This window comes from bacterium, from assembly GCA_020444325.1.
Classification (GTDB): Bacteria; Bacteroidota; Ignavibacteria; order SZUA-365; family SZUA-365; genus BM516.
Genome location: JAHLLD010000019.1, coordinates 1 through 13,479 on the forward strand (window position 1 = coordinate 1; position 13,479 = coordinate 13,479).

Annotated in this window: 11 protein-coding genes; 5 read left to right on the plus strand and 6 right to left on the minus strand. The window is 56.4% G+C overall.

The window, feature by feature from the left end:
• On the plus strand, nucleotides 1-1,673 hold a 1,673-nt coding region (locus KQI65_17465; GenBank protein MCB2206535.1), incomplete at its 5' end, for a hypothetical protein.
• A gap of 123 nt (nucleotides 1,674-1,796) precedes the next feature.
• On the opposite strand, the gene KQI65_17470 is transcribed toward KQI65_17465, so the two are convergent.
• Genes KQI65_17470 through KQI65_17485 form a run of 4 tightly spaced genes read right to left on the minus strand, consistent with a single transcriptional unit; the run spans nucleotide 1,797 to nucleotide 5,314 of the window.
• Nucleotides 1,797-2,720, minus strand: coding sequence for a transketolase family protein (locus KQI65_17470; GenBank protein MCB2206536.1), 924 nt, complete (start codon nucleotides 2,718-2,720; stop codon nucleotides 1,797-1,799).
• 16 nt (nucleotides 2,721-2,736) lie between these two features.
• Nucleotides 2,737-3,564, minus strand: coding sequence for a transketolase (locus KQI65_17475; GenBank protein ID MCB2206537.1), 828 nt, complete (start codon nucleotides 3,562-3,564; stop codon nucleotides 2,737-2,739).
• 51 nt (nucleotides 3,565-3,615) lie between these two features.
• The gene (locus KQI65_17480; GenBank protein MCB2206538.1) at nucleotides 3,616-3,951 is read right to left on the minus strand and encodes a hypothetical protein; all 336 of its coding nucleotides are present in this window, start codon (nucleotides 3,949-3,951) and stop codon (nucleotides 3,616-3,618) included.
• A gap of 1 nt (nucleotide 3,952) precedes the next feature.
• A complete protein-coding gene (locus KQI65_17485) occupies nucleotides 3,953-5,314 on the minus strand; it encodes a DUF1446 domain-containing protein (GenBank protein ID MCB2206539.1) in 1,362 nt (453 codons plus the stop codon).
• A 272-nt stretch (nucleotides 5,315-5,586) separates the two neighbouring features.
• Between KQI65_17485 and KQI65_17490 the strand changes: the two genes are divergently transcribed.
• Nucleotides 5,587-6,999: an MFS transporter gene (locus KQI65_17490; protein MCB2206540.1), complete on the plus strand. Its 1,413-nt coding sequence runs from the start codon at nucleotides 5,587-5,589 to the stop codon at nucleotides 6,997-6,999.
• Nucleotides 7,000-7,107: 108 nt separating this feature from the next.
• Here the strand turns inward: KQI65_17490 and KQI65_17495 are convergent, their stop codons facing one another.
• The gene (locus tag KQI65_17495) at nucleotides 7,108-9,777 is read right to left on the minus strand and encodes a T9SS type A sorting domain-containing protein (protein ID MCB2206541.1); all 2,670 of its coding nucleotides are present in this window, start codon (nucleotides 9,775-9,777) and stop codon (nucleotides 7,108-7,110) included.
• A 192-nt stretch (nucleotides 9,778-9,969) separates the two neighbouring features.
• Here KQI65_17495 and amrA point away from each other — a divergent pair, with 192 nt between their 5' ends.
• Genes amrA through KQI65_17510 form a run of 3 tightly spaced genes read left to right on the plus strand, consistent with a single transcriptional unit; the run spans nucleotide 9,970 to nucleotide 12,330 of the window.
• Nucleotides 9,970-10,512, plus strand: a complete 543-nt coding sequence (gene amrA / locus KQI65_17500; GenBank protein MCB2206542.1) for an AmmeMemoRadiSam system protein A — start codon at nucleotides 9,970-9,972, stop codon at nucleotides 10,510-10,512.
• A 10-nt stretch (nucleotides 10,513-10,522) separates the two neighbouring features.
• The gene (gene amrB, locus KQI65_17505; GenBank protein MCB2206543.1) at nucleotides 10,523-11,365 is read left to right on the plus strand and encodes an AmmeMemoRadiSam system protein B; all 843 of its coding nucleotides are present in this window, start codon (nucleotides 10,523-10,525) and stop codon (nucleotides 11,363-11,365) included.
• Nucleotides 11,362-12,330, plus strand: a complete 969-nt coding sequence (locus KQI65_17510; protein ID MCB2206544.1) for a DUF2520 domain-containing protein — start codon at nucleotides 11,362-11,364, stop codon at nucleotides 12,328-12,330. The genes amrB and KQI65_17510 overlap by 4 nt, the downstream gene beginning before the upstream one ends.
• A gap of 36 nt (nucleotides 12,331-12,366) precedes the next feature.
• On the opposite strand, the gene KQI65_17515 is transcribed toward KQI65_17510, so the two are convergent.
• On the minus strand, nucleotides 12,367-13,476 hold the full coding sequence (locus KQI65_17515) for a glycosyltransferase (protein MCB2206545.1): 1,110 nt from the start codon (nucleotides 13,474-13,476) through the stop codon (nucleotides 12,367-12,369).
• Nucleotides 13,477-13,479 lie beyond the last annotated feature (3 nt).

Genomic DNA, 13,479 nt, shown 5'->3' on the forward strand with positions numbered 1-13,479 from the left:
ACAACTGCGGCATCGTGACCGCGACTCTCATCAACTCCGATGTCTCGGGAACCGATTGCGCATGGACCGCAACCTACACATATACCATACGTGACGACTGTTTCAACATGGGTCAGAACGCGGTGGTGACCTTCTCTGGTGGAGACACCGAAGCGCCGACGCTGACAGGAATCCTGCCCGGTGGTGACATCGGCAATTCCTGCATGAGTGATGCACCGGCCGCACCTTCCGCGGCCAGCATCGGAGCACTGTACTCAGACAATTGTGGTATCGTCACCGCGACGCTGACTAGCTCCAGTGTCACCGGTAACGACTGCGACTGGACAGCCACGTACACCTACACGGTGGAGGACGAATGTCAGAACTTCGCACCCAACGCCGTGGTCGTGTATACGGGTGGTGATACCGAGGATCCTTACTGGATCAACTCGCCTCCAACGAATGTCCAGGTACCCTGCGCGACCGATCCAATACCGTTCTGGGATCCGAAGAACGACATCGACTACGACGACAACTGTGATTCCAACCCTGCCCTCGTGCTCGTGATCGATCATGACATCATCCCACAGCCCGACGGGACGAAGTGGCATATTCGCTCATGGCGTGTCGACGATATCTGTCAGAATCAGTCGTCCGTGGTCACACAGACCATCGTCGAACTGCGCTGCCAGTTCTCGTCACTCACCCAGGGCTTCTACGGGAACCAGGGCGGAACGTACTGCGGAAATGGGTATGGAACGACACAGCTCCTCAGCGGACTGCTGGCGCCGTCTCTGACGGTTGGTATCCCCTCAAACAACGGGTCTCTCACCATGTTGAGTGCCGATGCTTCCTGCGTGATTCAGTACCTGCCATCAGGCGGAACAGCAGCAGCACTGCAGGCACACGACTACGTCTTCGGCAACAATTGCAAGTTCGTTCCCGGTAATTTCTCGCAGCTGAATAACGGCAGATTCTATAACATTCTGCTTGGCCAGACAATTACCTTTGCTCTGAACCTGCGGCTGGACCCGCATCTTACCACCGACATCAAACTGCCGCCCACAACGCTCCCATACCTCTGGACAATGGAAGCAAACTATGTGAACGGCATCTGCCTCGATGGAAATGATGTAGAGGTACCTCTCTCGACGAAGGGCTGGTACATTCCGCCCAGTGTCATTACCGCGCTCCAGTCCATGCTCCCAGCAGCCACGGATTTCTATCTGCCGGATCTCCTGGCACTGGCGAATCGTGGACTTGCCGGACTCGGCACGTATGGCGCTTCGCTTACCGATATCACGCAGGCACTCGACGCCTACAACAAGGGCTTCGATGGCGCTCGCTTCTTTGCGGGCTACCATGCGGCCATTCCGAAACGTGACGGAACAGAAGTAATGCCGGAAGGTTTCGCGCTGCATCAGAACCATCCGAACCCGTTCAACCCGGCGACAACGATTAAGTACACCGTTCCTGTTGAATGTCAGGTACGTCTGGTGGTCTACAATGCACTCGGCGAATCCGTCGCGGTTCTCGTCGATGCCAGAGTACCAGCAGGGACACATTATGTCACCTGGGAAAGCAACCTCGCGAACACCTCTCTCGCTTCGGGTGTCTACACCTACCGCATGCAGGCGGTCGGACCCGATGGCATTGAATTCAGTGATGTGCGAAAGATGATGCTGGTGAAATAAACAGTGCGCTTTCGCAAAGGCAGGAGCTAAGCGACCTGCATTTCCTGCTCAACAGAAAACGGATCCCACGCGAGTGGGATCCGTTTTCATATATCGGGTAAGAACGTGGAAAGCTCTGAACAGCTACCCCTTCATGAATGCTGCGATCTGCTTTTTCACACCATCCTTGTCCAGTTCGTAATGCGTGTAGAGATCTTTCGGGGTTCCGGACCTGCCATAACTGTGCATGCCGATGCGCTTCATCAATGTGGGCTGATGCTCCGCAAGCGTCTCCGCGACCGCACCGCCGAGTCCGCCGACCACACTGTGGTCTTCAACGGTAATGACACGACCGGTTTCCTTCGCGGCGCGCACGACATAGTCGACATCGAGCGGTGCGATCGTGTGGATGTTGACCACACGAAGGTCCAGTCCTTCCGCCGCAAGCTCTTCCGCAGCCTGCAGTGCGTTATGCAATACGCCACCGGTTGCGAAAATGACTGCGTCCTTGCCGCCACGCAGTTCGTCGGCCTTCCCGAATTCAAACGTATAATTATCGTCGTGCACTTCCTCGAGTCCCTGCCGAGTCAGACGCAGGAACGCAGGCTGATCATACTCCGCCAGGAAACGAACCGCAGCCCTGGCCTCACGGTCATCCGCAGGCTGAATGATTGCCATGTTCGGGAGCGTGCGCATGAGTGCGATATCCTCAAGGGCCATCTGGCTGTAGCCGTCCTCCCCGATCGCCACACCGCAGTGGGTGCCGACGACGGTGACATTGGCTTCGCTGTAGCCGATGGACATGCGAATAACCTCGAAACGGCCGACGACAAATGTAGAAAATGAACAGATGAACGGCTTTTTGCCGCTGAGTGCCATACCCGCGGCGGCCCCGATCATATTGTGTTCCTGGATACCCATTTCGAAAAACCGCTGAGGATACTTCTCGGCGAACATCCAGGATTGCGTGGATTTTGAAAGGTCAGCATCGAACACCACGACGTCGGGGTGTGTGGCGCCTATTGCTGCGAGTTCTTCACCGAATGATACGCGTGTCGCTTTTGCCATGATATCGTAATGTTCCTCAGTTAAGTGTGGCTTCCAGTTCCTTGACGGCCGCTGCGGCCTGTTCATCGTTCGGGGCTTTCCCGTGCCATTCGGTGGGGTCTTCCATAAAGGAAACACCCTTGCCTTTTACCGTATGTGCGATAATGAAATGCGGGCGGCCGCCGTAGCCCTGCGCTTTTTCCAACGCAGCGTCGATGGCCTCGAAGTCGTGCCCGTCGATTTCCTGCACGTCCCAGTTGAAGGCGCGCAGTTTATCTGCCAGCGGTTCGAGGTTAACGATATCATTGGTCGGTCCGTCGATCTGTCCCTTGTTGTAATCCAGGATGACGACGAGATTGTCAAGTTTGAACATCGGTGCCGAGAGCAGCGCTTCCCAGACCTGCCCTTCCTGTGTTTCGCCGTCGCCCATGACGCAATACACTTTGTAGGGCTTGCTGTCGAGCTTGGCCGTCATGGCCATGCCCTGGGCGATACTGAGTCCCTGTCCGAGTGACCCGGTTGAGGCCTCGGCAGCGAAGAGTGATGCGTTGTGCGGGTGTCCCTGCAGACGGCTGTCTACCCTGCGAAGCGTCATCAGCTCGTCGTGGGGAATGACGCCGAGTTTTGCGAGAACGGCATAGAGGGCCGGAACGCCATGCCCCTTTGAAAGGACCATGCGATGCCGGTCAGGGTCTTCGACGTTTTCAGGTGTGCGCTTCACATAGCGCGTCATCAGTACAGTGAGGATGTCAATGAGGGAAAGCGAGCCGCCCGGATGCCCCGAGCCGGCCGCATGCAGCATCTTGATGATGTCGATCCGCATTTCCTGGGCGGACCGCTGCAGAGCGGGAAGTGTGAGGTCCATAGTGGGATGTATGCGCGTGACTATGATGGAAGAAGGGTTTGTTTTCTGAATTCAAAGCAGGGATTCGTCGATGTCGATTTCCATGCGCAACATGGCCGAACTGAGCGTTTTCCCCTGGGCGTCATTCTTCAGTGACACCGTCCCGCCGCCGCCGAGGGTATTATGCAGGATGAAGTTCAGTGCACCGAGATTCGGAAGTTCGTAACGCTCGACGGCCCCGTGACAGATACCCTCGAAGTGCTGCTTTACAGCATCGACAGTAAGTTGTTCCAGGAGAACGGGATAGAATCTATCATCACGAGCAATTACACCAACGTTTCCGGCATCACCCTTGTCACCCGAGCGGGCGTGGGCGATCTCGATGAGACGAATGCGTTTCGTGGCCATATCAGTTCTCCTCCACGATTACTTTCGGTGTAACAGCGGTTTTTGGTAACAGGGCAGGCCAGTACGCGATGACGTCGCTGGGTTTGGGACGTCCACCTGCGAAGCCGGTGACGGATGGCGGTCCGGTAAGGATAAGCGGCGCGATTTCCTGTCCGAAACGGGCGATGTGATCCTTGTCCTTCCCGCGCACGCCGATGCGAAGAACGACTTCATTGATGTCGTCGGGGATGGTTGCAAGGGGACCGAAACAGGAATTGAGTCCGACAAACTCACTGAGAATTTCGTCGAAATGCAGCCCCAGATCCTGCATGCGCTCACGAAGGATGGCATCGGCAGCTTTGGCCTTGTCGAGGGCGTCCGGCCAGGCGTACGTCAGGGTCCCTGACGCGGAATACCCGTCGTGATAGGAAGCGGACACCTTGTAAAACTCGGTTGCGGGACGGCCTTCGATGCCATGTACGCGCACCCTGTTCTCTCCCTCCTGCTCGAGGTGAATGGAGGTGAAATCCGCCACACAGTCTGGTGTAATATATTCTGTGGGATCGCCGATTTCGTACAGCAGTTGCTCTTTCACCGTGGCCTCGGAAACGAGTCCACCCGTATTTTCATGCTTGGTTACGGTGAAACTGCCATCGGGACGCGCTTCGACAATCGGGAAACCGATATGCGCAAGGTCCGGCACCGCGCGCCAGTCGCCGAGGAAATTGCCGCCACTGCTCTGACCGCCGCATTCGAGAATATGTCCCGCAACGGTCCCCGCGGAAAGCCTGTTCCAATCGTCGTTCTCCCAGCCGAACTCGTAAATCATCGGCGCCAGCGTGAGCCCCGTATCCGTCGTTCTCCCCGTGATCACGATATCAGCCCCCTGCTTTAGCGCTTCAACAATTGGAAAGGCGCCGAAATACACATTTGCAGAAACAATATTCGTGCGAATCGTTGAGAGGGGCGCTCCGTTTTCCATGTTGGCAAGCTCAATACCACCCGCGATCATGGCATCCAATTCTTCGAGGATGTCGTCTCCGACGACAACACCCACTTTCAATCCTTTAATCCCGGCTTTCTCCGCTTCACGGAAAATGGCATCGCGACAGGCGAGTGGATTCACTCCCCCACCATTTGTAATCACCTTGATGTTCTTTTCCACGATATGCGGCAGCATGCGCCCGATCTGTCCGGGCAAATCACGTGCGTACCCGAGCTCGGGATTGCGCAGTTTCTGCTTCTGCATGATAGACATGGTGACTTCCGCGAGGAAGTCCATCATCACATAGTCCACAGGACCACGGGTGACCTGGTGATAGGGCGCGTCGATGAGATCGCCCCAGAATCCCTGGCCACTGGCGATGCGAATTCGGTCTTTCAAGGATTACCTTCCGGGTGGGATGAAACGGACATGGAACATCTGTATTCCACTACTTCGAAAGTAATACTCCCCTGACTGATATACAAAGAAGCGCCACGAATTGCGCCGAAATGGGGTTCTTTTTCAGCACTTCAATTTCCTTTTTTCTCCCGCTCCCGTATTTCTTATCTTGGGCAATCACTGCAATGCCCACTTCCCTGCACACAGAGGGAAAGGGACATGCCGCGGTACCGTCCCTCCCCCGGAGTTTCACAAAAAAACATCGAGTCTTTATGGCTGAGAGCAAACCCAAACCCCGTCTGAAGGATTTTCCAAAGAATTACTGGATTGTCATCCTCTTCGAATTTTTCGAGCGCGGATCGTACTACGGCATGATGAGCATTCTGTCGGTGTACATGACGGATCAGCTCGGATTCTCAAAGGAAGGTGTCGGACTGATCAAAAGTACCATTCAGCCTCTGCTGTACTTCCTTCCCATTTTCTCCGGCGCGGTGGCCGACCGCATGGGATACCGTCGAACACTCATGGTCGCGTTTACCCTGCTGGGCGGAGGCTACTTCCTGACGAGTCAGATGACGGAATACAGTGCTGTGTTTTTCGCCCTCGTCATCATGGGCTTCGGGGCCGGTACCTTCAAACCGGTAGTTTCGGGGACCATCGCGAAAGTGACGGACGAAAACAACAGCACGCTCGGCTTTGGCATTTTCTACTGGACTATCAATCTCGGTGCATTCCTCTTCCCGCTGATTATCGTGCCAATGCTCAAAGCCATCGCCTGGCACTATGTCATTATCGCATCAGCCATCGGAACCGGCGCCATGCTGATTCCCACGATATTCCTGTTCAAGGAACCCAACGAGCCGCATCCTGACAAAGAGTCGTTCGGCACGGCGCTGAAGGGCATCTGGCAGAAACTCTGGATGGTGTTCACTGACTGGCGTTTCATTCTCTTCATCTTCATTTACAGCTGGTTCTGGATTCTGTATTTCCAGATGTTCGACAGCGTTCTGTGGTATGTCAAAGCCTTTGTCGATGCCACGCCGCTGGATAACTGGGTACAGAGTACGCTCGGAATCGACTGGCATTTCGATGTCGAACACGTGACCGTCATCAACGCAGGCACAATCATCCTGCTGCAGCTCTTCATTTCTAAAATTGTGAGCAAGACGAAAGCCCTCCCCACCATGGTCACGGGTATCGCTTTCGGCACCATCGGTATGGCCATCCTCGCCTTCGACACAAGCATCTGGGTGTTCATGGCGGGAATCATCATTTTCTCTATCGGTGAAATGACCGCGCATCCGAAATTCATCAGCTATCTCGGACTCATAGCGCCGCCGGACAAAAAGGCGACGTACATGGGTTTCGGTTTCCTTTACGGCGCATTCGGCAGCCTGGTCGGCGGTATTCTCGGTGCCTTCCTTTACGTCCGCTTCATCGATAACCCGATGATTGCCTTCGTGAAGCAGACCATCGCGGAGCGTGGCGGAAACATTGCCGGCTCCGGCGAAATGACGATCGAAAGTGCTCTTGAAATCGGTAACCAGATTGGCTTGACCAAGTTGGATATCGCACAGCATGCGATGACCAGCGAACTGTGGTTGCTGTTCAGTGGTATCGGAGTACTGTGTATCATCGGACTCCTGACCTATCAGAAAGTCATCGGAACACGTACCGGACATTGATCGCCGCGCGTCGGTCCCATCTTGAAGTGAAAAGAGGTGTCCCTTGTTCAGCAAGGGACACCTCTTTTTTTATTACTCAGCCCGCCGGATGCAGTGCCGGTGGCTTTCCTATTTCAGAACCACCATCTTCCGCGTCTGCTTCGCATTGTCTGCGGTCAACTCGTAGAGATATAGGCCGCTGCGCAATCCCGAAGCATCGACGCGCAGCTGATGCGTTCCAGCGTCACGCCACTCGTCGAGCAATGTCTGCAAGAGCTTGCCATCACTAGTATACAGGCGCACACGTACGTGAGAAGCCTTATCCAGAGTGAAGGGAATGACGCTCGTGGGATTAAAGGGGTTCGGGTAATTCTGTCCGAGAGAAAACGAAAGCGGTGGCTGGGCTTCATCATCCACGGAGACAATGGCCGATGTCCGCCACATGCCGCGGCCATGTGTGGCAGCGTAAAGGATATCGTCGGGGGTGATTTTCAGGTCGTCGATAACCACGTTCGGGAGTCCTTCGCCGAAGGGATACCAGTTGCGGCCGGCGTCCCTGCTGACGAACACGCCGAGATCCGTACCCACGTACACGACGTTGGGGTGCTTTTCCCAGATAGTGATGGCACCGACAGGAATTTCAGGCAGCTGGGTTTCCTCCGTCTCGCCCTTCATGAATTCCCAGGTCTGACCGTAATCCGTCGTTTTGTACACGCCGGTAACAGCGCTGAACGCCGCGGTTCCGACATAGGCGATGTTCGGCTCCGTGGGATGCACTTCGATATCGGCGAGGAAGAGATTCGGGAGGCCGTCATCGATACGTTCCCAGGTGATCTCACTGGTGTCTGCCATCACGTTTGTCGACACCCAGGCGGTACTCGAATATCCGGTGACGCCGTAAAGGACGTCAGGATTCGTCGGACACTGCGAGAGGTCCTGGAATTGTGAAAGGGAGCTGCGTGAGCCTGTGAGGTCATCAGAGATGGGAATCCAATCCTGCGCCCCGTTGGTGGTGCGGTACATGCGGTTGCCGCCGGTGAACAACGTCTTCGGCTGCGTCGGATGCATGATAAATGGCGTCACAAAACTGAAGAGGTAGTTGCCGTTGCTGTCCGTGCGGTCGAGACCGGAGCGCGCGGAACGGAACGACTGTCCCCCGTTGGTGGTCCTGGCGATGTTGCCGTACTGCGATGTGATGTAGAACACATCGCTGTCTTCGTAGTCGAATGCGACATAGCCTCCGTCACCGCCCCAGCTCAGGCGTTCCCATTCCCCTGTTGTCGCACTGCCGAGGTTGTTCCGCCGGTCCTGCGTCCCGCCCGCAACACGCGTCGGATCCTGACGGTCGAAGTCCATCGCATAGAACTGCATGGTTCCCAGGCCGACGTTGATTTCCTCGAACAGAGGCGAAGAACGTCTGCAATCCTCGGTACGGAACAATCCCCCGTCACTCGCGACGATCATGACGTCAGGGTCGGTGGGACTGAAATCCGCATAATGCATATCCACCCAGGCGGCGCTCAGGCCGGTCTGCTTCGTGATCTGCGTAAAGGTTTTCCCGAAATCCGTACTGCGCCAGCTGTGAATGCCGCCAATAAAAATTGTGTTTGGATCAGTTGGATGAAAACGCACATACAGATTGTAATCGCCCTGCGAACGAAGGATTTCCCGCATGTTCGATTGGTCGCTTCCTTCCGTGCGCTCCCAGGTCACACCATAATCGGTGCTTACATAAACGCCATAGAAGTCCTGCCGCTCGGTGGGACTCACATTGGGGACCCGCTGCATGACGGCGACAAGGGTACCGGGCTGCGAAAGGCTGGCATCCATGACGATATTCCCCGTGCTGTCAGGGGGTGGAAAGCTCTCATCGAGTATCTTGTTGAACGTCCAGCGATTGCCTTTCTGTTCAGAGACATACAGGCCGTTACTGCTCTGTCCCCCGCGATACCCCATAGCCACATACACCCGGTCGGGATTACTCGGATCCAGGATGACATCACGGACATAGCCATTAAGCACTGTCGTCCAGCTCTCGCCGCCGTCAGTACTGCGCATGAGTCCACCGGAGGCGCCACCAAACGTTGCGGCGGCGTAAATATAATCAGAGTTCTCAGGATGCAGTTCCACGTGATTGATGGCGAAATCCTGTTCATTGATTTCGTCCAGCATCAGGTTGACCCAGTTGTGTCCGCCATCGGTACTGCGGTACAGTCCATCTCCATACACCTTGTCCCAGTTAAACGATCCTTCCCCCGTCCCGATGTAGATGTGCTCGGGATTGTTCCTGTCTATTGCCATGTGTCCGATCGACAGGGTGGGCAGACTGTCAGACATGGCCGTCCAGTGCGCACCGCCATCGGTGGATTTGAATACACCGCCGGATGCGGACCCAGCATAAATGATGGAGGGATTCGTTGGGTGGAATTTCACAACGCGGATGCGTCCCCCGATATCGTTGGGTCCGATGAAACTCCAGACATTGCCGATGCTGGCTTTTCTGAACGCGTTGGAATGACGCTGCTGCATGATATGTCGGCTGCCCTGACGCAGTCCCGCCGAGATACTTCTGTCGGCATTCCAGGTACGCGGGAGGAAATACCAGTCGAGATGCGGCACTTCGCCAATGGAACCTGCATCCGACGCCTCTCTCTGTTCCGCTTTTCTCTCCAGCTTCCGTGCACGATCGGTTGACATCAACGCTTCACCATCAAAGCGGGACGGCAGCACATGCAATGCGCCCATGCCGAACGCGGCAAAAACACCTAAAACAACAATGCGAGGAACAATTTTCAGCATACAATACACCTTAAAAACGCTTGTAACTCACCGAACACCTGATTCAGAGTCCGGTGTTTTTTATATTCCAATCAATACATGAGTTGTCAATCAGTACCGGAGGGCACGGAGCCATCGATTCCGGACTCAAAAGATAGATGCACCACCATTACAACACAATGAAAATCGACGGACCAACGGTGATATCCCGCCATGATGGATACTGAGCACAGGGCGATACTGGCTGAGGCAGAGGATGCCATCCGTGAATCACTTGACGCCGCAAGGCTTCCACGTGATCCCTGTCCTGAACGCGAGGCTTCGGGGCTCTTCGTCACCATTCATGTCGACGGCAAACTGCGCGGCTGTATCGGCTTTCTTGAGATTCAGGTCAGTTTTGTCGCGACCCTGCGCGAAGTGGCGCGGCGGGCTGCCCATACCGATCCGCGCTTCCCCTCGATCAGCGCTGACGAGGTGGACAACATGCAAATCGACGTTACATTGCTTGGTCCGCTCGAAGAACTGGAGGACCCGGAGCATTTCGACATCGGTCTGCACGGCCTGGTGATCGAAGCACATGGACGCCGCGGATTGCTGCTGCCGCAGGTGGCGGTTGATCATGGCTGGTCGCATCGGCAGTTCCTGGAAGCCGTCGCCAGAAAGGCGCTGCTGCCGGAGAATGCCTGGAAACATGAGAACAGCCGGCTCTACCGCTTCGAAGGAATCGTACTCAAGGGCGCAACACTGGACGAATGAGAGGTTTGGCATGAAAGCGATGAAAATCCGTCCCCCTGCCGTGAGTGGTCTGTTCTACCCCTCGGATCCCACGCTGCTCTCGCTCGATGTCGACAACATGCTCGAAAATGTGACCGCGGCATCGCTGTCAGGTCCGCCGCTCGCCATCGTCGCACCGCACGCAGGATATGCATATTCGGGTCCAACAGCCGCCGCGGCTTACGCAACCCTGCGTAATCGTCCGTTCAAGACGGCAATCATCGTATCGCCGAGTCACCGGGAAGCGTTTCACGGGATTTCCGTGTATGACGGCGATGCTTACCGCACGCCTCTCGGACTCATCAACGTCGACGTCGCATTGCGCGAAAAGCTTCTGGCGTACAAGGGTATCATCAAGTCCTCGGTGATGGGACACCGCGATGAGCACGCCGTCGAAGTGCATCTTCCTTTCATCCAACGTATCAACCCCGAAGCAAAAATACTTCCCATCGTGATGGGAGATCAGCGTACGGAATACTGTCGCCTGCTGGGTGATGCGCTGGCAGAAATCGTGGACAGTGCGACAACAGTACTCATCGCAAGCAGCGACCTCTCTCATTTCCACACACATGACCAGGCGGTTGAGCTCGATGCACTGACCGCCAGGCATCTGCGTTCCCTGCAGCCCGCCCGTCTGCTTGACGATATTGCAGGACATCGCTGTGAGGCCTGCGGTGCAGGTCCCATGGCTGCGGTGATGACTGCCGCCATGCAACTCGGCGCGGCACACAGCACCATTCTCCAACAGTGTACCAGCGGTGATGTCACCGGCGATCACTCCCGCGTGGTCGGCTACCTGTCAGCAGCATTCACCAGAGGTGAGCGTCCCGTATGATCGAAGATCAGCTGCCCTTTGAAGAACATCAGCCACAGGAAGACCAGCGTCATGATGTGGAACAACATCTGACGGATGATACGCGTACTGCTGAGGACCTCCGCATCGGTGTCAGTCTTATCGGTGCGGGCAGGGTCGGACTCCCGCTGCTGCGGCACGCCGTTGCCAATAATCTCGAAATCTGCGCTGTCGTTGAACCCCGCATCGAACATCACCCCTCCATCCGTGCCATCGCACCGGACGCAAGGGTATTGACGGCACTCCCACCGACGCTGCCGAGAAGCACGGATGTCTGCATTCTCGCCGTTCCGGACGATGCGCTGCCAGGCGTCGTGCAGCACCTTGCGGATCACGGCGCGCTGCATAACGGTGCGCTGGTTTTTCACCTTTCAGGACTGCTGAGTGATGAGGTGATGCTGCCCCTGCAGGAGGCAGGTTGCCACGCCGGCTGCATGCATCCGATTCAATCCTTCCCTGCATCCCCTCTTCCCCCGGAGCGTCTGATTGGCATCGGCTGCGGCGTGCAGGGACCTGATGATTTCTGGTCACGGGCCAGTGACTTTGCCGAGCTGCTGGGCTGGTTCCCGATTCGCGTCAACGCCGAGCGGAAGGCGCTGTATCATGCCGCCTGCGTATTCGCGGGCAATTTCACCACGCTCATCGCCCACCAGGCGGAACAGCTGCTGCGCCTCGCCGCTGAAGATGTGGAAACACCGATGGATTATCTCCTCCCCATGATGGAATCCGTTCTGCAACAGCTCCGTGATCATCCCGCGGAGCAGGTGCTGACAGGTCCCGCCGCCCGTGGCGATACAACAGCTCTCGGCAGCCATATGCAGGCCATTGACGACGCGGTTCCCGACCTCCTTGAAGAGTATCGCACGCTCACCCGGGCCGCCGCCGCGATGTCCCAGCTCACCGAGAGCGAAAAAAAACAGATTGCGGATTATCTCCGCCAACGCTGAACCCCGTACAAACCTCCCGGCAATCACATCTGCGCGTCAGAGCAGACCATCCAGCATGGTCAGGAAGCTTTCCTTCTCCCTGCTCCATTGAAAGATATCGGCATGTTCCCGGCAGCGCGCCCTGAGCACCTGGTAGTATTCGGTGTCATCGAGCAGTCGCGTGACCTGCTGTGCAAGCGCCTGCGCATCCCCTGCCGCCACAGGGACGCCCGTGCCGCTGTCTCGAAGGACCCTTCCGATTTCCGGAAAATCACTGCCAAGAACGGGCACACCGGCGGCGATGTACTCAAACAGCTTGTTCGGCAGACTCAGGTAATAGCTGCGTCCGAGGTTCTCAATCATGCATAGGCCGAGATCGGCGGAAGCGGTCCACTCGAGTACTTCACGGCTCGGTACGGCGGATTTGATATGCACACGGTCTGCGATCCCGAGTTCGTGCGCGGTTGATTCGATTTCCGCTGCGAGTGGACCATCCCCGAGAAATACCAGGGCAACAGACGGCAGTTCCGCCAGCGCACGGACACAGAGCAGGGCTCCGCGTCCCTTCTGCAATCCTCCCTGCGAAAGCAGTACAGGGATGTTCTCAGGGATACCGAACTCCGTTCGCAAAAGCGCGGTACGTTTCTCCACCCGGCGATCCGGGTAATTGTGAAACACGTGAACAGGGCTGTATTCCGCTGCAAGAACCTCAGCGATGGCGGCATTTACGGTGAGGACGGCATCGGCGCGGCGCGCATACCGTTTCTCGAGAAGCGTCCAGAAGCGCTGCGTCACTTCGCGTCCCTCAAGGGCAGCGATGGCGCGATACAGCTCTCTCGCATCATAGACCAGCTTCGCCCCACTCTTTCGCGCCAGCCGCGCCGCAAGGGGAAGCGAATAAAGATCCGCTGCCACGCAGATATCAGGAGTAGTTGCTGCGAGAATATTTCCAGCGGTACGCCAGAAACCCGGCAGCGCCGCTCTCAGCGAACCGCTGCGTTGTGTGGGATAAATGCGTGTGTCAGGAAGTGCTGCACTGGGATCTGCACTGAGAACCGCAATATGTACATCACCAAGCGCAATTGCCGCTTCGGCGAAGCGGCGCAGACGGGAATCACGTGTAACGTTTCCCACGAAGGTGAAACAGATCTGCGGCCGCGTGGACATGCT

Excerpts from the sequence above, each read along its gene's own strand:
- KQI65_17470 (MCB2206536.1), bottom strand. The coding sequence starts at position 2,720 with ATGGCAAAAGCGACACGCGTATCATTCGGTGAAGAACTCGCAGCAATA.
- KQI65_17495 (MCB2206541.1), bottom strand. The coding sequence starts at position 9,777 with ATGCTGAAAATTGTTCCTCGCATTGTTGTTTTAGGTGTTTTTGCCGCG.
- KQI65_17490 (MCB2206540.1), top strand. The coding sequence starts at position 5,587 with ATGGCTGAGAGCAAACCCAAACCCCGTCTGAAGGATTTTCCAAAGAAT.
- KQI65_17475 (MCB2206537.1), bottom strand. The coding sequence starts at position 3,564 with ATGGACCTCACACTTCCCGCTCTGCAGCGGTCCGCCCAGGAAATGCGG.
- amrA (MCB2206542.1), top strand. The coding sequence starts at position 9,970 with ATGATGGATACTGAGCACAGGGCGATACTGGCTGAGGCAGAGGATGCC.
- KQI65_17515 (MCB2206545.1), bottom strand. The coding sequence starts at position 13,476 with ATGTCCACGCGGCCGCAGATCTGTTTCACCTTCGTGGGAAACGTTACA.
- amrB (MCB2206543.1), top strand. The coding sequence starts at position 10,523 with ATGAAAGCGATGAAAATCCGTCCCCCTGCCGTGAGTGGTCTGTTCTAC.
- KQI65_17480 (MCB2206538.1), bottom strand. The coding sequence starts at position 3,951 with ATGGCCACGAAACGCATTCGTCTCATCGAGATCGCCCACGCCCGCTCG.
- KQI65_17510 (MCB2206544.1), top strand. The coding sequence starts at position 11,362 with ATGATCGAAGATCAGCTGCCCTTTGAAGAACATCAGCCACAGGAAGAC.